We start from the raw sequence: 26639 nt of genomic DNA on the forward strand, positions 1-26639 counted from the left end.
AGGTATAGTTCAATATATGCAGTGAGGGACTTGATTCATTCTTTTGAAAAAAGGCTGGAACCTACAGTTACGTGAGGGAGTATGATTTTTGTAAACATATTGTTAGGAGGAATGTAGGATGAGCGAAAAGGAAGGCTATTCAATTGGTGAGTTTTCAAAGAGAACAGGCACATCAATACGGACACTACAATATTACGATGGAATTGGATTGCTTAAACCTGAAAAAAATATGAGTTCAGGACACCGTGTATATAAAGATCGAAATATATTAGAGCTTCAAAAAATAGTGAGTCTAAAAATATTAGGATATAGTTTAGAAGAAATTCGTGTCATGCTCAATATGAAAAGTTTGAATATAAGTTTAAAAGAAACATTGCAAAACCAAAGAGCAGCTTTTGAAGAAAAGAAAAAACAAATTGAAGTTTCGATAACAGCAATTGAAAGAACGATAATATGTCTTGAAGAAGAAGAGCAGGTAGATAGTGGCATATTAATGAGTCTAATTAACAGTATTCAAAAAGAAAACGAACAACGCTTATGGCTGGAAGAATATATACCGAAGGAAATGGTTGATGGATTATATAATAAGCCTGAAGAAGAGATGATAGAACTAGATAAAGAGTTTGTCCGCTTATCAAAAGAAGTAAAAAGGCTATTTGGAAAAAATGTTGATGATCCAGAAGTACAAAAGCTTGCCGATCAGCATATGAAGGCAACCCTTAAGTATGTCGGAGAAGAAACGATGTATTCTTTAAGTGGAAAAATAGAGGATATAGAAGAACAATATAATAAGATAATGCCCTCTCCTTATACAGTGGAGGAAGAGCTATGGCTTAATGAAGTGATGGAATATTATATGATTCAAAATGGTTTATACAGTCCAAAAGAAACAGATAGTTCCCTATGAAGAAGGGGACTATCTGTTTTTAGTGTTTTACTCTTTCCCATCTAAAAGGCGACCAATTCCGCCTAAAACGCTGCCTTCACCGCTATTTTGAGCTGCTGGGCTTGTAAGACGTGCTGCTAAGCGACTAAGTGTTAAGGACTGAATCCAAACTGTTCCAGGACCTTCTAATGTTGCGAAGAATAAACCTTCACCGCCAAATAGAGCTGTTTTTACTTTTCCAACGAATTGAACATCGTAGTTAACATCTTTCGTCATTGCAACGAGACAACCTGTATCAATGCGAAGTTTTTCACCAGGTTTCAATTCACGCTTATATACTGTTCCACCTGCGTGCATGAAAGCGAGTCCGTCACCTTCAAGTTTCTGCATGATGAAACCTTCACCACCGAAGAAACCAGTTCCAATTTTCTTTGTAAATTCGATTCCGATAGAAACACCTTTTGCCGCACAAAGAAATGCATCTTTTTGGCAGACTACTTTTCCTTGATATTCTGTTAAATCAACAGGAATAATTTTTCCAGGATAAGGAGCGGCAAATGATACGTGTCGTTTGCCATGACCTGTATTTGTAAATACAGTCATAAACATGCTTTCACCTGTAACGAGACGCTTGCCAGCGCCCATTAATTTCCCAAATAAGCCGCCAGATGGTCCTGAACCATCACCGAAAATCGTTTCCATTTCGATATGATCTTCCATCATCATCATTGCGCCAGCCTCAGCGATAACGCTTTCTTCTGGATCTAATTCAATTTCAACAAACTGCATATCATCGCCATATAATTTATACTCGATTTCATGTGCTTGCATGTTTTCACCTCATCATATGTAGTAATTATATTGTACAGAAATCAAAGGAATTAAAATACTGTAGTTTTGTTAATTTTTGAATAAAAATAGAATGGAAATTTAAGATTATACTAGGATTATAAAAATGATAGGATGAAAGTATTCTCATTTGACGTTTTGGATGTAGCGTGATATAGTGAAAACACTATTGAGCTACATAATGTGGTACGGAAATAAAGCACGTTGTATTAAAGGCTGTAAGCTTGTTATACATTCATGTCCTTTATATCCACCTTTTCATGTGGATTCATAGTTTCATTTTTATTTAGGAGGTACATGACATGCAAACAGGTAAAGTTAAATGGTTTAACGGCGAAAAAGGTTTTGGCTTCATCGAAGTTGAAGGCGGAGAAGACGTATTCGTACATTTCTCAGCTATTCAAGGCGACGGCTTCAAAACTTTAGAAGAAGGTCAAGAAGTTTCTTTCGAAATCGTTGATGGAAACCGCGGACCACAAGCAGCTAACGTTACAAAAAACTAATTAGCTAGCGAAAAAAAGCATTCCGAACTTCGGAATGCTTTTTTTATGCTTTAGAACCAGACTCATCTGAAGATAATTCACCTTTAAAGGTGCGTTCTTCAAAATCATCAAGCAATTGTTCATATTCTTCATGTTCCTCTGTAGCGAAAACTTGTGGGTTTTTTCCATACATATCTGTTCCGATAAAGTTTTCGAAATCCTCTACATAACCAACATTTTCTTCACTATTTACGTACATTCCATTATAGTTTTTTGAATCCTGTCTTTCTAAATCGGATGGTGTTTCTGATGTTCCGTAATTTGCGACGTCTTGCCAAGCATCTTCAGCATCGTATTCAACAGAATGATCTTCGTCGTGCTTGTGAAACGAAGGAGCTAGCACCTCTTCTTCAACTGGGCGCGTGTTCATATCTAATTTATTTGTAGTGTGCTGAATACACGTTGTAGCAGTTGGCATTGCTTCTAATCTTTCAAATGGAATTTCCTCACCAGACACTTCGCAAATTCCGTACGTACCAGCTTCAATTTTTTGCAGAGCATGTTTCGTATCTTCTAACTGTTTATGCCAAAATTCGATGAGTCCGAAATCTTTCTCACGTTCGTACAATTCTGTAGCCATATCACCTGGATGGTTGTCATAGCTAGACAATTCTCCTACTGAATCACGTTCAGATGCACGGTTTTCATTTTCATGAGTTTGTATCGTTTGTTCGACTTCTTGCTGTTGTTTTTCTAAAATAGATTTAAATTGATTTATTTGTTGTGGAGTTAACATAGTCGTCCACCTTCCTACAATTCAGTTTCTTTACATAGTATGAGCGTTGAGAGTAGGAATTATGAGATGAATTTCAGCCGGGAAGTTGGTATATGAAAAAAGGAGCTGCGTAAGCAGCTCCTTTCTATCCCGCATTAACGGGCAGTAAAACTCCCACCTTAGAATTTGGCTGGAGCAAAGAAGTTAGGTGGGAGACCAACTGCCCGTAAACGCCCGATTGGTTCAACTAATAATCAGTGGGTGATGAACAAAACCCCCACTGATTAAAGTTTCACTTTATAGGAAGTATCCAAGCAATAATCCGATTCCCATTAGGAGACCGAAAATTGTATTTGTTTTTGCTGTTGAAATCATCGCGGGTACCATTTCCATTGGAATGCTTTTGCCGATAAAGCCTTTCGTCGCTTTAAATGCTTTCGGTGCACTTAAGAATACGATAAGCATCCATGGTGATACGATGTTAACGATGATTAAAGCGATTGTCCAAATGTAGGAAACGATGAACATAGAAGCAAGTACACCAACTGCTCTTTCACGTCCAACGAGAATCGCCAATGTTTTACGGCCATTTTCTTTATCACCATCTAAATCACGAATGTTGTTAGATAGTAAAATCGCACCAATTAAAATGGAGCTTGGGATAGATAGTAAAATCACTTCTGATGTTACTGCTCCTGTTTGGATAAAGAATGAAATACCAATAATAATGACACCCATAAATAATCCTGCTGTTAGCTCTCCAAATGGTGTGTACGCAATTGGAATGGGGCCACCAGTGTAAAGGTAAGCAACGGCCATACAAACAAGACCGATCGCGGCAAGCCACCAGCTAGAGTTCATACAAATATAAACACCTAATAGCGTTGCGATGCCTAAAAATCCGAATGCTAAGTTAAGCACGGTTTTTGGTTTAATGCCATCGCGGACGATAGCACCGCCAATTCCAACTGAACCTTCATGATCTAAGCCTCTTTTATAATCAAAGTATTCATTAAACATGTTCGTTGCTGCTTGAATGAGAAGGCAAGCAAGAAGCATCATAAAGAAAAGAGGAAGATGTATTTGATTTATACCTCCGACCTGCATTGCATAAGCTGTTCCGATGAAAACAGGAACGAAAGCTGCTGTTAATGTATGGGGACGTAATAAACTCCACCAAATGCGCCAGCCGGTTTGTTTACTTGGCTTTTGCGCTGTAGGAGAGGAATTCGTTTCGACGTTCATTTCCATGTTGAACCCTCCTTGGTCACATATTGTACACAATTAAGTGTAGAAAAAGCATCATTTAGTGTCAACGTTTATTTTCTAGGAAGAGAAGGTGAATTTCTCAGAAATGCTAAACGTTGACAGGCCTTTCCTTTGAGGTGTATCTTAAAATCAAGCGTAATTATGACTATTTTTCGCCCATAGGGGGGAGACAATTGTGATTCAAACGAAACAAAAAGGCTTACAAGAAGTTCTTGTTACAGCTATTAAGCGTGCGACTGATGAAAAAACATTAGTTAGTTTTGTAAAACAAATAGATTGGGTGGATCCACTTCTGTTTTATGCAGCAGGAAAAAGGGTCTCATTCGAAAATAGATGTTATTTTGCAGACCCAGCTCAGCATGTAATATTTGCTGGAATTGGCTCTGTTTTCACTATAGCAAATTCTTCTCACAAACGCTTTCAAACTGCTCGTAACGAGTGGGATAAAGTAAAAGAGAAAGCATTTGTACAAAGAGAAGGATACGAATTTGGAACAGGTCCTCTTTTATTTGGTGGATTTTCATTTGACCAAGAAAAAGAAAAAACGAATCTTTGGAAAGAATTTGATGATACCACATTTTCACTACCAGCATTTTTATTAACTGTAAAAAATGAAAAAGCGTGGTTAACCATTAATCAGTTCGTTTCAGCTGAAGATTGTGCAGAAACTCTGCATAACGAAATTATTTCTGTAGAAGAGAGAATTTTACAAGAGAGTAAATGTGCACTAGAAGGATCAAAATTAACAGTTACTTCTAAAGTAGAAGTTGATCCGAATGGCTGGATGAATGCGATCGGAAAAGTTCAGGATGAAATGAAGCAAGGGAACGTGCAGAAGGTTGTATTAGCAAGGGAGCTAAAATTAACGATGGATCAGCATGTTGATTCCGTTCTTGTTTTAGAAGCGCTTCGCATTGGGCAACCGGATTGTTACGTATTTTCTTTTGATTATAAAGGAGCATGCTTCTTAGGGGCGACACCTGAGCGATTGATTCGAAAAGAAGGCGAGAAGTTTACATCGATGTGCCTTGCTGGTTCAATTGGTCATGGCAATTCTATAGAAGAAAGTAAACAAAATGGTGAGACGCTTCTTCATGATGAAAAGAATTTGGCTGAACACGGTTATGTAGTTAACATGATTCGAGGTGTGCTAAGTGAGCATTGCGAATCTGTTAATATTCCGAAGAGCCCGGGCTTATTAACGACGAAAAATTTAATCCATTTATATACGCCAGTAGAAGCAAAAGGTGATGCAAGTCTTTTAGCGATGGTAGAAGAATTACATCCAACGCCAGCTCTTGGTGGTACACCTCGTCATGAGGCGTTGAAATTAATCCGTGATGTAGAGCTTTTAGATAGAGGATTATATGGTGCCCCAATTGGCTTTATAGATGATGAAGGAAATGGTGAATTTGCGGTTGCACTTCGCTGCGGATTATTAAACGGCGAGAAGGCATCCTTATTTGCCGGCTGTGGTATCGTAATTGATTCAGTAGCGCAGCTTGAATATGAAGAAACAAGTTTGAAGTTTAGACCGATGCTTGGTGCTTTGGAGGAATTAATGAAATGAACAATCATATAGAAGCATTATCATATTATTTAGGCGCGTTCGTGGACGAACTGACGCGTCTAAATGTATGTGATGTTGTCATTAGTCCAGGCTCACGGTCAACGCCGATTGCCTTACTAATGGAACAACATGAAAGAATGAAAACATATTTACATGTAGACGAAAGATCAGCAGGATTCTTTGCACTTGGTATTGCGAAAGCAAAAAAACGTCCTGTTGCACTATTATGTACGTCAGGGACGGCAGCAGCGAACTATTATCCAGCTGTATGTGAAGCTTTTCATTCACGAGTGCCGCTTATCGTATTAACGGCGGATAGACCGCATGAATTACGAGATGTGGGTGCACCACAGGCGATGAATCAATTTAATTTATACGGTACTTTTGTGAAGCGATTTATGGAGATGGCACTTCCAGAGGCGAGCGAAACGATGTATCATTACGCTCGTATGACGACTCAGCGTGCGATAGCAAGCGCACTGCTAGCACCGCAAGGACCTATCCATCTCAATTTTCCGCTTCGCGAGCCGTTAATCCCAGATTTTTCATTAGAAAGCTTATGGGATAAAGGGCGTGGTGAATATACAGGAGTAGTTCAGCAAGGAAATGTGACGATGCCGAGTGAATATGTAAATTCTCTTGTGGAGTGCCTTTCACATATGGAAAAGGGGCTTATTATTTGTGGAGATGGCAGTCATCCAGAAATAACAGAAGTTGTTATGAAAGTAGCTGAGAAAACAGGGTATCCAATTTTAGCAGATCCACTTTCTAACCTCCGTAGTGGTAATCATGATAAAACGATGGTTATAGATTGTTATGATACATTTTTACGAAATGAATTGTTAAAAGAAACGTGGAAGCCGAATGTTTTAATTCGTTTCGGCGGAATGCCTGTCTCTAAAGCATTAACGCAGTTCATCAAAAAACAAACGAAAGCTGTTCATATCGTTGTTGATGAATCTGGACAATGGAGAGATCCAGCTCTAGTTGCGACAGAAGTTGTACAAGCTAGTGACATTGAATTTTGCAGAGCATTACTAGAGAAAATGCGAGTTATGAAAAAGAATGATTGGTTCGGAATGTGGAAACATATAAACGAGAAAACGAGAGAAACACTTCGTGAGATGGAAACATATGAAACGGCATTTGAAGGAAAAGTAATTACGGATATTGTACGTGTATTACCAGAAGGGGCAACGTTATTTGTGAGTAATAGTATGCCAATTCGCGATACCGATTCATTTTTCTTCACATCGGATAAAAACATTCAAGTAATGGCGAACCGCGGTGTAAATGGTATTGATGGAATTATTTCAACCGCTTTAGGAGCGAGTATTATTTGTGATCCGCTCGTATTAGTAATCGGTGATTTATCATTTTATCACGATTTAAACGGATTATTAGCTGCAAAATTACATGAATTAAATATAACGATTGTTGTTGTAAATAATGATGGTGGAGGTATTTTCTCATTCTTACCACAATACGAGAAAAAGGAACATTTCGAATCATTATTTGGAACACCAATTGGGCTTGATTACGAGCATGTTGTCAAAATGTATGGTGGTTCATTTAGCCGTGTGAATGGATGGGAAAACTTCCGAGAAGAAGTACAAACTGGAACGAAAACGAATGGATTACACGTTGTGGAAATTTGTACGAATCGCGAAGGAAACTTGAAATTACATCGTGAACTATGGGCAAAAACAATGGACGTTATTACTACATCTTTGCAAGGTGAATCAAAATGAGAGTAACATTGCAAGGTGTATCGCATGAATATGAAGTAGTCGGAAGCGGGGAACCACTTCTACTTCTTCATGGTTTTACGGGAAGCATGGAAACGTGGCGTTCCTTTATTCCTTCTTGGAGCGAGCGGTTTCAAGTCATTTTAGTAGACATTGTTGGACACGGGAAAACGGAAAGTCCTGAAGATGTGACGCATTATGATATTCAAAATGTGGCGCTGCACATGAAGGAACTACTGGATCATCTTCATATTGAAAATGCACATGTACTTGGCTATTCAATGGGTGGTAGACTTGCGATTACGATGGCATGCTTATATCCAGAATATGTGCGTTCGCTTCTTTTAGAAAACTGTACAGCTGGACTTGAGAGTGAGGAAGAGCGAAAAGAACGCAAGGAAAAAGATGAACGACTTGCCTATAAAATTGAGCAAGAAGGTATCCGAAATTTTGTATCGATGTGGGAAAATATTCCGCTATTTGAAACACAAAAACGTTTAGCACAAAACGTAAAAGAAGCGGTGCGAAAAGAACGACTTGCTAATAATCCAAAAGGACTTGCAAATAGTCTTCGCGGCATGGGAACAGGGGCTCAACCTTCATGGTGGAACGAATTGCAAAACCTAAAAATGCCTGTCCTTTTACTGAATGGAGAAAGCGATGAAAAGTTCTTTCGCCTATTAAAAAACATAGAAAAATGCATCCCTCGCGCGAATTTTGTCAAAATTGATGGTGCTGGCCATGCAATTCATGTGGAACAACCGGAAAAGTTTGATACAATAGTAAAGGGATTTCTAAAAACTATGCAGTGATGCTTTTTTCAGCAAGAAGGAAGTTGCACTTATAGAGGAGATCAGAAATATAAAAGGAGGTAATAGTAATGACTATTGAATGGGTAAAAGAAGGCAATTACGAAGATATTATTTATTCAACATACAATGGCATCGCAAAGATTTCGATTAACCGCCCTGAAGTACATAATGCATTCCGTCCTAAAACGGTAATGGAGTTAATCAATGCTTTTGCACACGCTCGTGATGATGCAAATGTTGGCGTTATCATTTTAACAGGTGAAGGTGGACGTGCATTCTGTTCTGGCGGCGACCAAAAAGTTCGCGGTCATGGTGGATATGTAGGTGACGACCAAATCCCACGTCTAAACGTATTAGACTTACAACGTCTAATTCGCGCAATCCCTAAACCGGTTATCGCAATGGTAGCAGGTTATGCAATCGGTGGTGGACACGTACTTCATATCGTATGTGACTTAACAATCGCTGCAGACAACGCTGTATTCGGACAAACAGGTCCTAAAGTAGGAAGCTTTGACGGTGGATACGGAGCTGGTTACTTAGCTCGTATGGTAGGCCATAAGAAAGCTCGCGAAATTTGGTACCTATGCCGTCAATATAGTGCACAAGAAGCGGTTGATATGGGCTTAGTAAACACAGTAGTACCATTAGAAGAACTTGAAGCAGAGACAGTACAATGGGCACAAGAAATTTTAGCAAACAGCCCAATGGCACTTCGTTTCCTAAAAGCTGCATTCAACGCAGACACAGACGGTTTAGCTGGTATTCAACAACTAGCTGGAGACGCAACGTTACTGTACTACACAACTGACGAAGCAAAAGAAGGCCGCGACGCATTCAAAGAAAAACGCAGCCCGGACTTCGGTCAATTCCCTCGTTTCCCGTGATCAAAAGCGGAAGCGGCTCGCTTAGAATGTGAGGGGGATGGAGCTTCTGACAAAGAGGCGCTTTTTGCCTCGTAGGAAGAAGTGAAGCCACCGAACATTCTAGCCGCTGTAGCTGGATGAGATCAAAAGCAGAAGCGGCTCGCTTAGAATGTGAGACGCTCCCAAAAGATCACACCGGAAACAAAACAACTAAGAGACTTGATGTCATATCAGGTCTCTTTCTTTCATGAAAGGAGAATGAGTGATGGAGACGATGCCGAATTGGTTAATGCAACGTGCATTTTTAACACCTGATCGCACTGCAATTGAAATTGAAGAGGAGAAGGTTACTTTCGTGCAGCTGCATGAAAAAGTAGTATCTGTTTGTGAACACCTCACGCATGTAGGAGTGAAGCGGGCGCAAAAGGTGGCTGTTCTGATGAAAAATGGTATGGAGATGATTACAGTTATTCATGCCCTATCTTACATAGGTGCAGTAGCTGTGCTTTTAAATACGCGTCTTTCAAGAGAAGAGCTACTTTGGCAAATGGATGATGCGGAAGTTGTTTGTTTAGTGACGGATCAAGAGTTTGAGACGGAAAATGTTCCAGTATGTTCATTTGCTGAAGTGATGCAAGGACCGAGGGCGGAAGCATTTATACAAGAAGAATTCTCTTTAGAAGAAGCGATGACAATTATTTATACGTCAGGGACGACAGGGAAACCGAAAGGCGTTGTTTTAACGTACGGTAACCACTGGGCAAGTGCAGTCGGTTCTTCGCTTAATTTAGGGCTTCGTGATGATGATTGTTGGTTAGCCTGTATGCCAATGTTCCACGTTGGCGGGTTATCTCTTTTAATGAAAAATATTATGTACGGTATGCGCATTTTACTCGTTCCAAAATATGATGCTAATTTTATTCATAAAGCACTTCAAACGAGAGGCGTTACGATTATTTCTGTCGTTTCTAAAATGCTAACAGATTTATTAGAACGACTTGGCGAAGGTACATATCCATCTTCTTTACGATGCATGTTACTTGGGGGAGGACCAGCACCGAAGCCGTTATTAGAAACATGTGTGGAAAAAGGAATTCCTGTGTATCAAACGTACGGTATGACAGAAACATCATCGCAAATTTGTACGTTAACAGCAGATTATATGTTAACGAAAGTAGGATCAGCCGGAAAACCACTATTTCAGTGTCAGCTTCGTATTGAAAAAGACGGCGTAGTTGTGCCGCCCCGTGCTGAAGGAGAAATTGTAGTAAAAGGACCGAACGTAACAGGTGGCTACTTTAACCGTGAAGATGCGACGCATGAGGCGATCAGAAATGGATGGCTTCATACTGGTGACCTCGGTTATTTAGATGAAGAAGGATTTTTATACGTATTAGATCGACGCAGTGATTTAATTATTTCTGGCGGAGAAAATATATATCCAGCTCAAATTGAAGAAGTATTGCTCTCTCATCCGGCGGTAGCAGAAGCGGGTGTTGTCGGTATGGCTGACGAAAGTTGGGGACAAGTACCAGCTGCTTTTGTTGTAAAAAGTGGAGACGTAACAGAAGAAGAAATTCTTCGTTTTTGCGAAGAGAAATTAGCGAAATATAAAGTGCCGAAGAAAGCATGTTTCTTAGAGGAATTACCACGAAATGCTTCGAAGAAATTGTTAAGACGAGAGTTAAGACAATTAGTGGAGGAGATGTAGGTGGAAATAAAAAAAGCGACACTTTATATAACGGAAATGCCGCTCATTATCCCGTTTGCGGCAAGTTACGGGACTTATGAAAAGCGTGAAAGTATCTTCATTGAATTAGAAGATACAGATGGATACATTGGTTTTGGTGAAGTCGTTGCATTTTCTGAACCGTGGTATACGGAAGAAACGGTGAAGACAGCGCTGCATGTACTTCAGGATTTTTTATTACCAGATTTATTGAAAGCTGAAATCTCTCATCCGAATGAAGTACCGTCTTTGTTCCAACATATAAAGAGAAACCGAATGGCAAAGGCCGGAATTGAAGGTGCTGTTTGGGATTTATATGCGAAGCGTCAAGAGCAGTCGTTAGCGATATTGCTTGGCGGAAATAGGTCTGAAATTGAAGTCGGCGTTGTGATTGGGATCAATACAATTCCCACTATGTTAAAACAAATCGAGAAGTATGCGGAAGAAGGATACGAGCGCTTTAAAGTGAAAATAAAGCCAGAACATGATTACGAATTACTGAAAGAAATTCGCAAAGAGTTTCCGAACATCCCGTTAATGGCTGATGCAAATTCAGCTTATACATTAGCGGATACGGAGAAGTTGAAACGACTAGATGAATTCCAACTTATGATGATTGAACAACCGTTAGCGGATTACGATTTTCTGGATCATGCACAACTGCAAAAGAAAATTGAGACACCGATTTGTTTAGATGAAAGCATCCATAGTTTAGAAGACGCACGTGTTGCGATTACGCTTGGCAGTTGCCGCGTCGTTAATATTAAACCAGGGCGAGTGGGCGGATTAACAGAGTCCGTTCAAATCCATAATTATTGTATGGAGCATAACATACCAGTTTGGTGCGGTGGCATGGTAGAAATGGGGATTTCACGAGCTCAAAATGTTGCACTTGCCTCTTTGCCAAACTTTACGATTCCTGGAGATATATCTGCTTCTAGTAGACATTGGGAGAAGGATATCATTTCACCAGAAGTGATGCTTGAAGGCGGAAAAGTAAGGGTACCGCAAAGTATTGAACGTGAGTATGAAGTAGATCGAGGCAGGTTGGAAGAAATAACAAAGCAGCGGATTATTTTTGAGCGATGAATGGGAGCTTTTATTAGTACTGACTACCTGCAAATAGCGGGATGATTTTGTCGTTAATTGTCGGTAAGTCGATATATTTAAAAAATCGCTGATATAATTTAAATTACAGTTGATATATTTTGAAAATTGCCGATATAATTTCATTTATCAAGGTTACTCTTATGAGTAGCCTTTTCTTATTGTACAAATTGGATAGACTAGTTTAAAATCGAGCGTATGAAAACAGAATAAAGTAGGGGGACTAAAATGAAGCGCATTTCAATTTTAATAGCTGATGATGAAGCGGAAATTGCTGATTTAATTGAGATACATTTAGAAAAAGAGGGTTACCACGTCGTGAAAGCAGCTGATGGAGAAGAGGCAATTCATGTTATTGAAACGCAGCCAATCGATTTAGTGGTTTTAGATATTATGATGCCGAAAATGGATGGATATGAAGTGACGAGGCAGATTCGCGGTAAGCACCACATGCCAATCATTTTCTTAAGTGCGAAAACATCTGATTTTGATAAGGTGACAGGTCTTGTGCTAGGCGCAGATGATTATATGACGAAGCCTTTCACACCGATTGAATTAGTCGCACGTGTAAATGCACAATTACGCCGATTTCTTACGTTAAATCAGCCGAAAGTAGCGGAGAGTAAATCTGCTTTAGAAATAGGCGGAGTCGCTATTGACCCTGAGCGAAGAACGGTAAATGTGTACGGAGAGCCAATTGAATTAACACCTAAAGAGTTTGACATTTTATATGTATTAGCAAGTCACCCGAAGAAAGTGTACAGTGTGGAAAATATTTTTCAGCAAGTATGGGCTGAAGGGTATTACGAAAGTGGAAATACAGTTATGGTACATATCCGTACTTTGCGGAAAAAACTTGGAGAAGATAAAAGAAAGAATAAGTTAATAAAAACAGTGTGGGGAGTAGGGTATACTTTCAATGGCTAAAAAGATGAGAAGCTTTCGTTCGAAAATGGTTATGTTATTTGCGCTAAGTATGATATTAGCTGCTGGCGTAACGTATTTACTTTATGAAGGATTACGGATTTATTATAAATTAGTAGTTCGTTATGAGGATCCTTTAGCTCAATTGCGTTCAATGGTAAGACAAATTGGGGATATTAATTTCTTTTTAATTATTTTCATCCCTCTGTCCATTATGTTTTTCTTCTTTCTTACTAGGCCGTATTTAAAGTATTTTGATGAGATTTCAAACGGGATTCATCATTTGGCGAACGGAGATTTTACAAATCAAGTTCGCGTTTCATCAAATGATGAGTTTGGATATATCGCCCGCGAAATGAATGTAGCGAGTGAGAAATTAAAAGAAGCAGTTGAACGAGGAGATTTTGCGGAAAGTAGTAAGGATCAGCTCATTGTTAACTTAGCTCACGATTTAAGAACACCATTAACATCTGTTTTAGGTTATTTAGATTTAATTCTTAAAGATGAGAATTTGACGAAGGAACAAATTAAACACTTTTCCACAATTGCTTTTACGAAATCCGAAAGACTGGAAAGTTTAATTGATGAATTATTTGAAATAACGAGAATGAATTATGGCATGTTGAAAATTGAAAAAAGACCAATTGATATAAGTGAATTACTCATACAGTTAGAGGAAGAATTGTATCCGTCATTAGAAAAAAAGGATTTAGAAGCGAGATTGAATATGGATTCGCATTTACCTATTAATGGTGACGGAAAATTATTAGCACGAGTATTTGAAAATCTTTTAACGAATGCAATTCGCTATGGATACGATGGAAAGTTTGTTGATGTGAACGGATATATTGAGAGTGAAGAGGTAGTCGTACAAATTATTAATTACGGAGATAGCATTCCAGAAGAAGATTTACCGTATCTTTTTGATATGTTTTATACAGGTGATAAAGCTAGAACGGAGCAACAAGGTAGTACAGGCCTTGGGTTATTTATTGCGAAAAATATTGTCGAGCAGCATAACGGTACCATTTCTGCTGACAGTAATGTAATTAGAACGATATTTGAAGTGAGATTGCCAAAAGAAGAGAGTTCAATAATTTAATAAAAATTTAAACTTTACCCCACTTTTTATTTTAATAGTTTTTTCTATTCTAGACGTAAGTTACGTTAAGGAGGAACTAGAAATGAAAAAGTGGGTATTTATTTCTCTTTTTATATTATGTACAGTCTGTGTAGGCTTTTATATATCACCATTATTTCAAAAGGATATCGATGTTAAAATTGCAGAAAAAGATAACAAAGTAAAAGCCGCGAACACTGAAAAGATAGAGGTTACAGAGGAACAAATTTATAAAGGTGATCTATTATTAGTTAATAAAGATTACCCGGTTAAAAAAGATAGTGTTAGGTCCGATATTATAAATGTAAATCACAATAGTGAATTAGTAAGAGGCTATGTAATATTTGATAGAAATCTTCGCTTATCAAAGGGTGTTGTAAAAAAGTTTTTGAGCGTTGTCGATGCAGCTGGGAAAGATGGAATACAGCATTTCTTAATGAGTAGCGGTTACCGAGATTTTCAAGAACAAAGTAAATTATATAAAGAAATGGGATCTGATTATGCACTTCCAGCAGGATATAGTGAACATAATTTAGGGTTATCACTCGACGTTGGGTCTACTCAAAAGAAAATGGAGAAAGCTCCTGAAGGAAAATGGATTGAAGAGAACGTATGGAAGCACGGATTTGTTTTACGTTATCCGAAAAATAAAAGTGATATTACGGGCATTCAATATGAGCCGTGGCACATACGTTATGTCGGCTTACCACATAGCGCAATTATGCAAAAAAAGAAGATTACGTTAGAGGAATATTTGGACTTTTTAAAAGAGGAAAAAGAAGTTTCAACTGAGGTTGAAGGTAAGAAATATACGGTTTCTTATTATAAAGTTTCAGAGAGTATGAACGTGAAGGTTCCAGTGAATAAGCAGTATGAAATTTCGGGGAATAATATGGATGGGGTTATTGTGACGGTTCAGGAATAGAGAAAAAGGCTGGTCCGTTTTGGGGCAGTCTTTTAGCATATAAGAAAGGGATTGACGTTTTTTGCCGGTAAATCGATATTCCTTGTCGAATCGTTGATATATTGTGAGTTATGATAGATATATTTGAAAAATCGTTGATATATTGTGAGTTACGATAGATATATTCGAAAAACCGTTGATATATTTTCTTGTACTATCGAAATTTTAGAGAGTACGCTTTTATATAACTTTAAACATTATAACGTTATATTTACTTTTCGTTTTTTTCGTGATACTCTAAATATGTGAAAGAGATATAAAAATGAAACTTTAATGTAAGCGTATTCTTATGGCTTCTTATAGAAAAGGGTGGAAATACAATGACAGAACGATTCGTGCTACGTAATGTGAAGCGTGTGAACGGGGAAGAGATTGACATTGTAGTTGAAAATAATAAAATCGCACAGGTGACGAAAGCTGGTGCTGGCGAAGGTGGAAAGGTTCTTGATTACTCAGGTACTTACGTATCGAGTGGCTGGATTGATTTGCACGTTCATGCTTTTCCAGAGTTTGATCCGTATGGCGATGAGGTGGATGAAATTGGCGTTAAGCAAGGGGTAACGACAATTGTTGATGCGGGAAGCTGCGGAGCTGATCGCATCGCAGATTTAGTACAAAGTAGAAAGCAGGCAAAAACAAATTTATTTGCCTTTTTAAATATTTCTCGCATCGGTTTGAAACGAATTGATGAATTATCCAATATGGAATGGATAGATAAAGAGAAAGTAATAGATGCAGTAGACAAGTATAAAGATGTAATCGTTGGGTTAAAAGCGAGAATGAGTAAAAGTGTCGTTTGTGATAGCGGAATTGAACCGCTGCACGTGGCTCGCTCGTTATCTAGCGAAACATCATTACCAATTATGGTACATATCGGCTCAGCACCTCCGCGAATTGAGGAAGTTGTACCACTTCTAGAAAAAGATGATGTGATTACACATTACTTAAACGGGAAAGAAAATAATTTATTTGATGAAGAAGGAAAACCGCTACCTGTGTTACTAGATGCAGTAAAACGCGGTGTTCACTTAGATGTTGGGCATGGCAATGCTAGCTTTTCTTTTAAAGTAGCAGAGGCAGCGAAGCATCACGGCATTGCCCTTAATACAATTAGTACAGATATTTACCGGAAGAATCGTATACATGGTCCAGTTTACAGTATGGCTAACGTTCTTTCGAAATTCCTTTACTTAGGTTATTCGCTAGAAGAAGTGATTGATGCGGTTACGAAAAATGCAGCAGAATGGCTTAAGAAACCAGAGTTTGGCCGCATTCAAGAAGGCGATATTGCGAACTTAACTTTATTTACGGTGAAAGATGAACCGATTACGTTAATTGATTCAGAAGGGGACCAGCGCATTGCTGAAAGAAGAATTGATACGAAAGGGGTTGTAATCAATGGGTCATTCATTGAATGCTAAGTACGGACTAAAACGTGTAATTAATGCGAGCGGTAGAATGAGTATTTTAGGTGTATCCGCTCCGACAAATACAGTAATGGATGCGATGAAGCATGGTGGACAAAATTATGTGGAAATTGCAGATTTAGTAGATAAAGCGGGGGACCATATTGCAAGAATTTTAGATTCAGAGGCGGCAGTTGTTGTGAACTCAGCGTCGAGTGGAATTGCGCTTTCTATCGCTGGTATCGTTACAGAAGGAAATCGTCGTAAAAGTGAACGACTTCATCAAGAAGTTATTGCGAAAAATGAAGTGATTATGCTGAAAGGTCATAACGTTCAATACGGTGCTCCTGTTGAAACGATGATTTATTTAGGCGGAGGTAAGCTCGTTGAAGTAGGTTACGCAAATGAAGGGAAAGCAGAGCATATTGAAGATGCGATTGGTGAAAATACAGCAGCTATTCTTTATGTGAAATCGCATCATGCAGTGCAAAAAAATATGATTTCTGTTGAAGAAGCATGGGAAGTTGCACAGCGAAATAATGTACCACTTATCGTTGATGCGGCAGCTGAAGAAGACATTCAAAAATATGTGAAGTATTCTGATCTAGCAATTTATAGCGGTTCAAAGGCGATTGAAGGACCTACTTCTGGTATTGTCGGCGGTAAACGAAAATATATCGAATGGCTAAAAGTGCAATTACATTGCATCGGAAGAAGTATGAAAGTTGGGAAAGAGACGACTTTCGGTTTACTTCAAGCACTGGATGAATACGGAGTGAAAGAAGATAAGAGTGAACAAGAAAAAGAATTGTTGCAAGTACTTATGCCGCTAAAAGAGTTAAACGGTGTAAATGTAACAATCGTTCAAGATGAAGCAGGAAGAGCGATCTTTAGAGCACGTATTCAAATTAACGAGAAAGAGTTAAATAAAACAGCAAAAGATGTTGTGACGGCATTACGCGAAGGGGAAATCGCAATTTACACACGTGACTACGGAGTAAGACAAGGATTCTTTGATATTGATCCACGTCCACTTCAAGGTGATGATATACATGTGATTGAAGAAAAAATGAGAGAAATTGTAGGGGGAAACTAAAATGACAAACATTCAAAAACGTTTTTATAAAGGCCGCGTAGCATTAAATGTATTAGCGAACAATATCCGAAATGCGAAAGACATTTTTGAAGCAGCAGAAGGTTATGTAGTAGTCGGCGTTTTATCAAAAGATTACTCAACAGTAGAAGAAGCAGTTACAGCAATGAAAGCATACGGAAAAGAAATTGATGATGCTGTATCAATCGGACTTGGAGCAGGAGATAATCGCCAAGCAGCGGTTGTAGCTGAAATTGCGAAGCATTATCCTGGTAGTCATATTAACCAAGTGTTCCCTTCAGTTGGAGCGACACGTGCAAATCTTGGCGGAAAAGATAGCTGGATTAATAGTTTAGTATCACCAACAGGAAAAGTAGGTTACGTAAATATTTCTACTGGCCCAATTAGTGCGGCTGAGGAAGAAAAAGCAAACGTTCCAATTAAAACAGCAATCGCACTTGTACGTGATATGGGCGGAAATTCATTGAAATACTTCCCGATGAAAGGCTTAGCTCATGAAGAAGAATATCGCGCAGTTGCGAAAGCATGTGCGGAAGAAGGATTTGCATTAGAGCCAACAGGCGGAATCGATAAAGAGAACTTTGAAACAATTGTACGTATTGCTTTAGAAGCAAACGTAGAGCAAGTTATCCCGCATGTGTACTCTTCTATTATTGATAAAGAAACTGGTAATACGAAAACAGAAGATGTTCGCGAGCTATTAGCGGTAGTGAAGAAGCTAGTTGATCAATATGCGTAAGAAAATTGCAGCATTCGGTGAAGTAATGATGCGCCTGCAAGTGCCGGGATATGAATTGCTATCGCAAGCTAACACACTAAATTATTCTTTTTCAGGTACAGGTGTAAACGTCGCAGCAGCACTTTCTCATTTAGGTCATGAAGGGTTTCTTATTTCAACTTTACCGGAGAATTCAGTTGGAGATGCTGCGGTATCACATATTCAAAAGTTAGGCATTCAGGCACCGTTTATTTCAAGAGGCGGTAAATATGTGGGCATGTACTTTTTAGAAAATGGATTTGGAGCACGTGCAAGCCGCGTTACGTATTCAAATAGACTAGAAAGTAGTTTCAATACAGCATCTGAAGAGATGTACCAATTTGAAGAAATCGCCAAGGAGATTGATATCGTTCATTTTTGCGGAATTACACTTGCGATGAATGATACTGTTCGTCATCATATGAAATCTTTAGCGAAAGCAGTTAAGGAAAACGGAGGTACTGTTGTTTTTGATTGCAACTATCGTCCATCGCTTTGGGGAGAAGATGGGTATGAACAGGCGAAACCGCATTATGAAGAAATGCTAGGCCTTGCCGATATTGTAATGATGAATGAAAAAGATGCGATGTTTGTTCTCGGAATGAAAACAGAAGAGACGGAGCGAGAAGCACAGCTTGTCGATCTTATTCCAAAAGTGGCTGAAATATATAATATCGCTACAATTGCTGGTACACATCGTTCTATTAATAGCGATAATACACACTCACTTCGCGGATTCATATGTAAAGATGGGACGTTCACTTTTGCAAAAACACTTACGTTTTCTGTATATGATAGAATAGGTGCTGGAGATGCTTATACGAGCGGAATTATTCATGGCGAGATAGAAGAGTTTGCACCAGAGAAAGCTGTTTCATTTGCGTCAGCAGCTGGAATGCTTGCACATACAATCGTCGGTGATACGCCAATGTCATCAGAGAAAGATATACTTCGGGCAATGACGGCATCAGTAGGTGATGTAGAAAGGTAGTGGGTGTAACGGTGAACGTAACGAGAAAAAGAGGTCCATTATATTTACAAATTAAAAATATTATTCGTGATCGAATATTACATGGTGTTTATGCCATCCATACAAATATTCCTTCTGAACCACAATTAGAAGAAGAGTTCAAAGTGAGTAAAATTACAGTGCGAAACGCAATTAAAGAACTCGTTCAAGAAGGATATTTAGAAAAGAAAAGTGGTAAAGGAACGAAAGTCATTCGAAATACTTCTGCGACAAAGCTTTCAAAGGGAAAGAAATTTACAGAAGTGTTAGTGGAAGAAGGATATAAAGTACAAAAGAAATTGCTAAAGGCAGAAGTGGTTCATAATGAAGAAGGAACAGTGCCGTTTCGATTATTCGGTAAAGAGAGTTTTCGTATTGAGCGTCTATATGCTTTAAATGATACTCCGTACATTCATTATACGCACTATTTTTCAGCACAAATGGCAAGTACAGACTTATCGGACTTTGACTTACAATCGCTTTATGATTTAGTCGAGGACCGAGGTATACATTTAGAAAACTTCAGAGATGAATTCGCTGTTGGATTTGCGCCTAATTTCGTTGCAGAAGCGTTAGGAGAAAAAGAAGGAACAGCGTTATTAAAACGTATGCGTTATTCTTACGATGAAGTAGGCGAAGTAATTGAATATAGTGAAGGCTACTACAATACGGAAATGCAGCATTATGTAGTTAATTATGACGTATAAAAAAGAGGGGATATTCCCTCTTTTTTTATAAAGTAAGGGGAATGAGAGATGAATATATACTTATTAATCGTCACGTTAATTGCGATCGCAATTGTTATTTTAGGGGTATCGTGGTGGAAGTGGCATGCATTTATTAGTTTAACAGTTGCTAGTTTGTTTTTAGCTATTATGTCTGGACTGAACTTAACGAAAATAGTGACTGCCTATGAAACTGGTGTTGGTAGTGTACTAGGGCATTTAGTTGGTATTTTGGCTCTCGGAACAATTTTAGGGAAAATGATGTCCGATTCAGGGGCAGGCATGCAAGTTGCAGATTTCTTTATTCGATTTTTCGGTGTGAAAAAACTGCCTTGGGCTATGTTATTTGCGGGATTTGTTATAGGGATTCCAGTATTTTTCGAAGTGGGAATCGTCATTTTATTACCACTTGTTATTTCAATTCGAAAAACAACGAAACAAAATATATTGTTAATTGCGTTACCTGTTATTGCTGGATTATCGATTGTACATGGGCTAGTGCCGCCGCATCCAGGTGCGATGACAGCAATCGGTATTTATAATGCGAATTTAGGGAAGGTACTATTGTATTCATTAATTATCGCGTTACCAACAGCAATTATCGCAGGACCGATATTTGCAAAGTGGGTACATAAGAGGGTTATACCTGAAAATGAACCGGAGCTTGTTCGAGTTACGACAGTATCAACTGATTTACCGAGTCGTAAAGTTTCATTTTTTATTATTTTACTGCCAGTAGTTTTAATGATTTTATCAGTAGTCGCACCATATATTTCATTACCGGATAAAATAACTGAATTTTTAGTATTTGTAGGAAGTCCGGTAATCGCTTTACTTATTTCATGTTTCGCAGCGTTTTATTTATTAGGTATACGACAAGGTATTGATAAAAAGATGATTAAAAAATTAACAGATGAAAGTTTATTACCGGTCGGTTCAATTATTTTAATTATCGGTGCAGGTGGTGGATTTAAACAAATATTAATTGAAAGCGGTGTTGGAACAGCCATCGCTCAAATGGCAGAACATATTTCATTATCACCAATCGTCTTAGCGTTCATGGTAGCGGGATTAATCCGAATTGCAACAGGTTCAGCTACTGTAGCATTAACGACAGCAGCTGGAATTGTTTCACCGGTTATTCAGCACATGTCTGGTGTGAATTTAGAGTTGCTGGTTATTGCAACGGGTGCAGGTTCATTAATGTTTTCTCACGTAAATGATGCAGGGTTCTGGCTTGTAAAAGAGTATTTAGGTTTGACAGTAAAAGAAACGTTTAAAACGTGGACGGTGTTGGAGACATTGTTATCATTTATTGCATTCGGCTTTGCGCTTTTACTTAATATGTTTGTTTAAAAGAAGGGGGTGCCTATTTAAAGGTATCCTCTTTTGTGTTGGGGCTCTTTTCATGAAACAAGCCCGTTTTTAGGAGTGCCAAGCTTCCTATTTGCCCTGAAAACATAATATAAATGGAATCCCCTCATTTAGAGCAAGTTGAACTTGTTATGAATGATACTAAAGGAGGAATAGAGTAATGAGCGAAAAGTGTGAACACAGACATGATGATTGCGACCGCAGACGTGGGTGCGGAGGCGGTTTTGCGCTTCTAATCGTATTGTTTATTTTATTAATCATTATCGGTGCTAGCTGCTTCGGCGGAGGCGGCGGTTCTTGTGGTTACGGCGGTTATGGTGGCTATGGCGGCGGCTATGGTGGATACTGCTGCTAATTATTTAAAAACTATTGAAAATAGCCTTGTGCATATTGCACAAGGCTATTTTATTCATATTTTTATATGCTGTGATAATTTACTGATGTAAAGAGAACGGATTAAGAAGAAGAAAATAATCTCGATAATCCCGAATAAAGTGAGTACGATGAATGATTCTTTTAGTAAAGAGAAAGAAAACATGCTTTGTAAAAACTGAATCGCAAATACTGTATGAATACCAGCGACGATATATGGGACAAAAAATAAAATCCCTAATTGAATCGTTGCAGAGTGAAACATTTCTGATTCTGTTAATCCAAGTTTGGTAATTGTAATATACTTTTGTTTCTCGCTCGTTAAGTCATTATACATACGGAAATATAAAACGCTAGCGGCTCCAATAAAGAAAATAAAGCCGAGAAATGCCCAAATAAAGAAATTAGCAATTGCATTTTCTTTACTGTGAACTAGTTCATCAGTAGCTGTATAAATGTAAAAAGGAATTTGAGCTTTTTCGCCTTTATGTTTTTCATAGAAGGCGTTTGCATCATCTCCAATAATTCGCAACATATTTTTGGTCGGAATCATTGCATTTTCCCAGTTTTCCACGAAGTAGTTATAAACTATAGTCGTTTCAATATGAGGGACCATATTATCAATTACATAATCTTGCATAACAATTAAATGGGGCAATGCAAAGTCTGGTGCTATCCCTTTATTAATAAATCCTTTAATACGAAATTCTTTTTTATTAGATCCGATTGTAAGTGTATTTTGTTTTGCAAATGGATTTGAGACAAGATTTAAAAGCTCTGGTGAGTGGCGGGAAATAATATAAACTTGTGTAGAATCAAGTGTTATTTCCGGTCTCTGCAATTGTTTAGCAAGTGCGTTATAATCACTCATTTTCATAAGCGCAATGTCTTCTTTTAAAGCTGTATCTTTTAATACTGTAAACTTATATTTTTTGTACTCGAAATTGCTATTTGTAAGCTCAGTTTCTATTGTAGTAATGTGCTTTTGTTCAAGTGAATTATTACCTTCTGATGTATATGTGAAGGGGATTGGATATCTTTCTAGTATCGATGCTTTTGTATTATTATTAGCAGCAAATAGTCCGATAATAATCGTAAATGCAAGTGCAGATAGCATAGAAACGATAAAGAGTACATTAATATTACTACGGGTACGAGAAACTAAATCTGAAATCCATAACATATTTATTTGTTTCAAATAAAACTTTCTTCGTTTCTTTAAAATATAGATAAAAAGAAGAAATGTTTGTGAAAAGAAAAAATATGTCCCAACTACTACGAGGGGTAAAATAGATAACATAATAAAGAAGACAGATCCATTTTGTACATTTTTTTCTGTTACATAGCCTTGCGGGTAACCGGCAATATAATAGCATAGCCCTAAACAAATTAAAGCGAATAAAGAGATGAGTATAGACGGCCTTTTTTCGGCTGTCATTTTCTTATTACCTTTAATGAGATGGACTGTTTTACGAGTACGGATGAACAGCGGTGTAAATGTAGAAACGATTAAAAATAAAATGATAAATGTTATGGTTGTAACGATGATTGCTTGTGTTGGCCAATATAAATAGAGACCTTTCGCACCTGTTAATTTCGAAGTGACTAATAAGAAAAAGTTAGAGAACACAAGGCCGCCTTGAATACCGATAAAGATAGATAATATCCCGATTATCATGTTTTCGGTAAATAAAAGTCTTTTTAATTGTCTCTGTGAGATACCAAGAATAGTGAGTATCCCGAATTGTTGCTTTCGTACATTTAAAAATGTTCCGATTGAATATAAGAGAAAGAAGAACGAGAACATAACGATAACAAGCTGTGCTGTACTCGCTAAATTCATTAGAGGATCCCGTTCTTGAAAGCTTTGGACATTTTGTAAGCGCGGATGATACGCATATACAGTAAATGAAAAGAAAACCATAATGGAAAACGCACTGCTTACAAAATAAGCGAAATATGCTTTAGAATTACGCGTTACATTTTTAAATGCAAACTGCCAAAACGTCATCCACGTCTTCCTCCTAATAATGCTAAAACATCTAATATTTCTTGATAAAACTTCTCGCGATATAATCCGCGGTGTAATTCATTGTAAAGGCCACCATCTTTAATGAAAATAACTCGGTTACAATAGCTTGCTGCAAACGGATCGTGAGTAACCATTAAAATCGTTGCATCCTCTTCTTTATTTAATTTCGTAAATAATTCCATTACATCAATTGCCGCTTTCGAATCTAAGTTTCCTGTCGGTTCATCCGCAAGTAGAAGTGATGGGTGATGAATAACAGCACGTGCTACTGCGGTACGCTGTGCTTGTCCTCCAGAAACTTCAAAAATACGTTTGTCCAAAATATGATCAATTCCAAGTTTCTTTGAAATGTTAGCGAGTTTTTCGTCCATTTCTTTTAAAGGAACATTATCTAACGTTAAAGGTAGTACGATATTTTCACCGATTGTTAGTGTATCTAATAGGTTAAAGTTTTGGAAAACAAATCCTAACTCTTGGCGACGGAAAATAGCAAGCTTCTCTCTGCGGAACGTGTGCGGTTGTTTTCCATTAATAATAACTTCACCAGAAGTAGGTGAATCAATTGTAGAGATAACGTTTAAAAATGTAGATTTCCCACTTCCAGATGGCCCCATAATCGCAACGAATTCACCTTTATCTACGTGTAAATTTATATTTTTTAAAGCAGTATGAGGAACTTTTCCTTCATACACTTTTGAGACGTTTTTTATGTGTAATACTTCTTCCATAGTAATCACCTTTCTATTCGTTAAAACTTAATATGTTGTGATAATTTTTGCATATAAAAGGAACGAATTAAAAGGAAAAAGAGAATTTCAACCGTTCCAAAGATTACAAGTACAACTGTAATCTCAGCGAATAATGAGAGATTTAATATTTCTTGTAACATCTTTGTCGCAAACATCGTATGGATCGATGCCATAATGTAAGGAACAAAGAAAAGAATCGCAAGTTGAATTGTAGCAGATTGCTTCATTTCGGTTTCTGTTAAACCGATTTTTGTAATCGTTATATATTTTTCTTGCTCAGTTGTTAAATCTGTATACATACGGAAGTAAAGAACACTGCCAGCACCGATAAAGAAAATGACACCTAGGAAAGTTCCAATTAAGAAGAATGAAGCGACATTTAGCTTAGTTTTGTATAGAGAATCGCTCGCTTCACTTGCATGGAACGGTGGGTGCTCTGCTTGGATAGCTTCATTATCTTTATTAATTTTTGTTGTAAATGCTGAACCAATGTCATGTGCTTGTTCCCAATCGTTCACTTTGAAACTATATACACTCATCTGCTTTGAAACGTTTAATAATGCTTCTACATTTTCATCAGATAGTACGAGTAACTGTGATATTAAGCTATTGGGGAACGGGTTATAACTTTTATATTCTTTTACTTGTAACTGTAAAGAATTTTGATTCAGCGTAAGAGTATTTTTTGCTTTTTGATCATGAATGGTGCCAATAACTTGACTGTCTAAATCTTTAATAAGGATATAAGATTCATTATTTTTTACGTTGAGATGTTCCCAGTTTAATGCATTAGCCAGTATGTTATAGTCTCTTTGTTTAATTGCATAATACAGCTGCGGGCTTTCTTCCGCCGAAGATACTTCATATATATCCGTTTTAAATTTCTTATAAGTAAACTGCTCTTCGTTAAATGTTTGTTCTAACCAATTTAAATGTTCATCAGCTAACGTATTTTCAGTATGTGATAAATAAGTAAACGGGAAAGGGTTTTGTCTTATTTCATCAAACTTTGTGAATTTCCCAAACCCATATAAGAATGTAATCATTGTGAAAGCGAGTGTCGATAACATCGTCACAATAAAGAGCATGTTAATATTCGTCCGAATACGGGCTGCTAAATCAGAAATCCAAAGCATATTAATACGTTTCATATAAAATTTTCTTCTCGTCTTTAATATGCGAATGAGTAAGAAGCTAATTTGTGAGAAGAAAAAATATGTCCCAGCTGCAGCAAGTGATGGAATGACAAATATACTGGTGGCGGCGTATAAAAGTCCAGCGATATCTCCTAGTGATATAAAATATAGCGGGTTTGCTGCTAAAGCATATCCAGATAGTAAACATGTCGCGCCAAAGAGAGAGATGAGTACAGATGCTTTTCTTTCTTTTTGTTTTTCACCTTCTTGCAAAAGTCGTACAGCTTTTCTCGTACGAATCAGCATCGGTGTAAAGGAAGATACGAGAATAAAGAGTCCGAGAAAGATTACCGTTGTTAAAATAATAGCACTTGTAGGCCAGTACAAATATAGACCAGGTACATGTGTAATTTTGGCGGTAACCAATAGAAAGAACTGTGAAAAGACAAGGCCAAATTGAATGCCGAAAAATATGGATAGGAAACCAATTAACATGTTTTCTAGAAATACGAGCCTCTTTAACTGCTTTGGAGATATGCCAAGTACTGTTAAAATCCCGAACTGTTTTTTTCGTACTTTTAAGAAAGTACCGATCGAATATAGCAAGAAGAAAAATGAAAAGAATACAATGACAACTTCTGAAACTGTCATTAATATGCTCAGAGCATAATTAACGTCTGTCATATGCAGCTTCGGATGAAATAAATAAACTGCAAATGAGAAAAAGATTGCGATGGAAAACGCACTGCTTACAAAATAGGCGAAATAAGCTCTGGCGTTCCGTGTTACGTTTTTAAAGGCAAACTGCCAAAATGTCATTCACCTGAACCTCCTAATAGAGTGAAGAGGAAAAGGATATAAGAG

The 26639-nt window shown here is 37.7% G+C and carries 24 protein-coding genes; 18 read left to right on the forward strand and 6 right to left on the reverse strand.

Annotation, left to right across the window (positions count from 1 at the left end):
* The first annotated feature begins 118 nt into the window (after positions 1-118).
* The gene (locus ACE38F_RS04575; RefSeq protein WP_215554577.1) at positions 119-907 is read left to right on the forward strand and encodes a MerR family transcriptional regulator; all 789 of its coding nucleotides are present in this window, start codon (positions 119-121) and stop codon (positions 905-907) included.
* 27 nt (positions 908-934) lie between these two features.
* Here the strand turns inward: ACE38F_RS04575 and ACE38F_RS04580 are convergent, their stop codons facing one another.
* Positions 935-1717, reverse strand: a complete 783-nt coding sequence (locus ACE38F_RS04580; protein ID WP_375370122.1) for a TIGR00266 family protein — start codon at positions 1715-1717, stop codon at positions 935-937.
* A gap of 320 nt (positions 1718-2037) precedes the next feature.
* Between ACE38F_RS04580 and cspD the strand changes: the two genes are divergently transcribed.
* Positions 2038-2238 carry a cold-shock protein CspD gene (gene cspD / locus ACE38F_RS04585; protein ID WP_001193051.1) on the forward strand — a complete coding sequence of 67 codons (201 nt, stop codon included), beginning with the start codon at positions 2038-2040 and terminating at the stop codon, positions 2236-2238.
* Between the two features lie 43 nt (positions 2239-2281).
* Here the strand turns inward: cspD and ACE38F_RS04590 are convergent, their stop codons facing one another.
* Together ACE38F_RS04590 and ACE38F_RS04595 are read right to left on the reverse strand one after the other, a co-directional pair.
* A complete protein-coding gene (locus tag ACE38F_RS04590; protein ID WP_002145149.1) occupies positions 2282-3013 on the reverse strand; it encodes a yteA family sporulation protein in 732 nt (243 codons plus the stop codon).
* 276 nt (positions 3014-3289) lie between these two features.
* Positions 3290-4243, reverse strand: a complete 954-nt coding sequence (locus tag ACE38F_RS04595) for a 1,4-dihydroxy-2-naphthoate polyprenyltransferase (protein ID WP_002112545.1) — start codon at positions 4241-4243, stop codon at positions 3290-3292.
* 193 nt (positions 4244-4436) lie between these two features.
* Here ACE38F_RS04595 and ACE38F_RS04600 point away from each other — a divergent pair, with 193 nt between their 5' ends.
* From ACE38F_RS04600 to ACE38F_RS04675, 16 genes are all read left to right on the forward strand, one after another.
* Positions 4437-5831, forward strand: coding sequence for an isochorismate synthase (locus ACE38F_RS04600; RefSeq protein ID WP_375370121.1), 1395 nt, complete (start codon positions 4437-4439; stop codon positions 5829-5831).
* Complete coding sequence (menD, locus tag ACE38F_RS04605) at positions 5828-7582, forward strand: 2-succinyl-5-enolpyruvyl-6-hydroxy-3-cyclohexene-1-carboxylic-acid synthase (protein WP_375370120.1); 1755 nt, start codon at positions 5828-5830, stop codon at positions 7580-7582. The genes ACE38F_RS04600 and menD overlap by 4 nt, the downstream gene beginning before the upstream one ends.
* Entirely contained in the window at positions 7579-8391 is an 813-nt protein-coding gene (menH, locus tag ACE38F_RS04610; protein WP_375370119.1) for a 2-succinyl-6-hydroxy-2,4-cyclohexadiene-1-carboxylate synthase, read from the forward strand. Before menD ends, menH begins: the two co-directional genes overlap by 4 nt.
* 68 nt (positions 8392-8459) lie before the next feature.
* Positions 8460-9278, forward strand: coding sequence for a 1,4-dihydroxy-2-naphthoyl-CoA synthase (menB, locus tag ACE38F_RS04615; RefSeq protein WP_215554572.1), 819 nt, complete (start codon positions 8460-8462; stop codon positions 9276-9278).
* 244 nt (positions 9279-9522) lie between these two features.
* Complete coding sequence (locus tag ACE38F_RS04620; protein ID WP_375370118.1) at positions 9523-10968, forward strand: o-succinylbenzoate--CoA ligase; 1446 nt, start codon at positions 9523-9525, stop codon at positions 10966-10968.
* On the forward strand, positions 10969-12075 hold the full coding sequence (gene menC, locus ACE38F_RS04625; RefSeq protein ID WP_375370117.1) for an o-succinylbenzoate synthase: 1107 nt from the start codon (positions 10969-10971) through the stop codon (positions 12073-12075).
* Between the two features lie 246 nt (positions 12076-12321).
* Entirely contained in the window at positions 12322-13020 is a 699-nt protein-coding gene (locus ACE38F_RS04630) for a response regulator transcription factor (RefSeq protein ID WP_375370116.1), read from the forward strand.
* On the forward strand, positions 13013-14119 hold the full coding sequence (locus tag ACE38F_RS04635) for a HAMP domain-containing sensor histidine kinase (protein ID WP_375370115.1): 1107 nt from the start codon (positions 13013-13015) through the stop codon (positions 14117-14119). Before ACE38F_RS04630 ends, ACE38F_RS04635 begins: the two co-directional genes overlap by 8 nt.
* Positions 14120-14201: 82 nt before the next feature.
* A complete protein-coding gene (locus tag ACE38F_RS04640) occupies positions 14202-15062 on the forward strand; it encodes a M15 family metallopeptidase (RefSeq protein ID WP_375370114.1) in 861 nt (286 codons plus the stop codon).
* 359 nt (positions 15063-15421) lie between these two features.
* Complete coding sequence (locus tag ACE38F_RS04645; RefSeq protein ID WP_375370113.1) at positions 15422-16522, forward strand: amidohydrolase/deacetylase family metallohydrolase; 1101 nt, start codon at positions 15422-15424, stop codon at positions 16520-16522.
* On the forward strand, positions 16500-17603 hold the full coding sequence (locus ACE38F_RS04650) for a DgaE family pyridoxal phosphate-dependent ammonia lyase (protein WP_375370112.1): 1104 nt from the start codon (positions 16500-16502) through the stop codon (positions 17601-17603). The genes ACE38F_RS04645 and ACE38F_RS04650 overlap by 23 nt, the downstream gene beginning before the upstream one ends.
* Position 17604: 1 nt before the next feature.
* Complete coding sequence (gene dagF / locus ACE38F_RS04655) at positions 17605-18360, forward strand: 2-dehydro-3-deoxy-phosphogluconate aldolase (RefSeq protein WP_375370111.1); 756 nt, start codon at positions 17605-17607, stop codon at positions 18358-18360.
* The gene (locus ACE38F_RS04660; protein WP_375370110.1) at positions 18353-19369 is read left to right on the forward strand and encodes a sugar kinase; all 1017 of its coding nucleotides are present in this window, start codon (positions 18353-18355) and stop codon (positions 19367-19369) included. Before dagF ends, ACE38F_RS04660 begins: the two co-directional genes overlap by 8 nt.
* On the forward strand, positions 19369-20094 hold the full coding sequence (locus ACE38F_RS04665) for a GntR family transcriptional regulator (protein ID WP_199674570.1): 726 nt from the start codon (positions 19369-19371) through the stop codon (positions 20092-20094). The genes ACE38F_RS04660 and ACE38F_RS04665 overlap by 1 nt, the downstream gene beginning before the upstream one ends.
* 48 nt (positions 20095-20142) lie before the next feature.
* Positions 20143-21468 carry a gluconate permease GntP gene (gene gntP, locus ACE38F_RS04670; protein ID WP_375370109.1) on the forward strand — a complete coding sequence of 442 codons (1326 nt, stop codon included), beginning with the start codon at positions 20143-20145 and terminating at the stop codon, positions 21466-21468.
* A 178-nt stretch (positions 21469-21646) separates the two neighbouring features.
* A complete protein-coding gene (locus ACE38F_RS04675) occupies positions 21647-21841 on the forward strand; it encodes a YjcZ family sporulation protein (RefSeq protein WP_002112522.1) in 195 nt (64 codons plus the stop codon).
* A 54-nt stretch (positions 21842-21895) separates the two neighbouring features.
* Here ACE38F_RS04675 and ACE38F_RS04680 read toward each other — a convergent pair whose 3' ends face one another.
* From ACE38F_RS04680 to ACE38F_RS04690, 3 genes are read right to left on the reverse strand one after another with little or no spacing between them, the layout of a single operon-like run.
* Entirely contained in the window at positions 21896-23869 is a 1974-nt protein-coding gene (locus ACE38F_RS04680) for an FtsX-like permease family protein (RefSeq protein ID WP_375370108.1), read from the reverse strand.
* On the reverse strand, positions 23866-24618 hold the full coding sequence (locus ACE38F_RS04685; protein ID WP_375370107.1) for an ABC transporter ATP-binding protein: 753 nt from the start codon (positions 24616-24618) through the stop codon (positions 23866-23868). Before ACE38F_RS04685 ends, ACE38F_RS04680 begins: the two co-directional genes overlap by 4 nt.
* Before the next feature lie 20 nt (positions 24619-24638).
* Entirely contained in the window at positions 24639-26594 is a 1956-nt protein-coding gene (locus tag ACE38F_RS04690) for an FtsX-like permease family protein (protein WP_375370106.1), read from the reverse strand.
* Positions 26595-26639: the final 45 nt, after the last annotated feature.

Source organism: Bacillus altaicus (genome assembly GCF_042136375.2).
Lineage (GTDB): Bacteria > Bacillota > Bacilli > Bacillales > Bacillaceae_G > Bacillus_A > Bacillus_A cereus_U.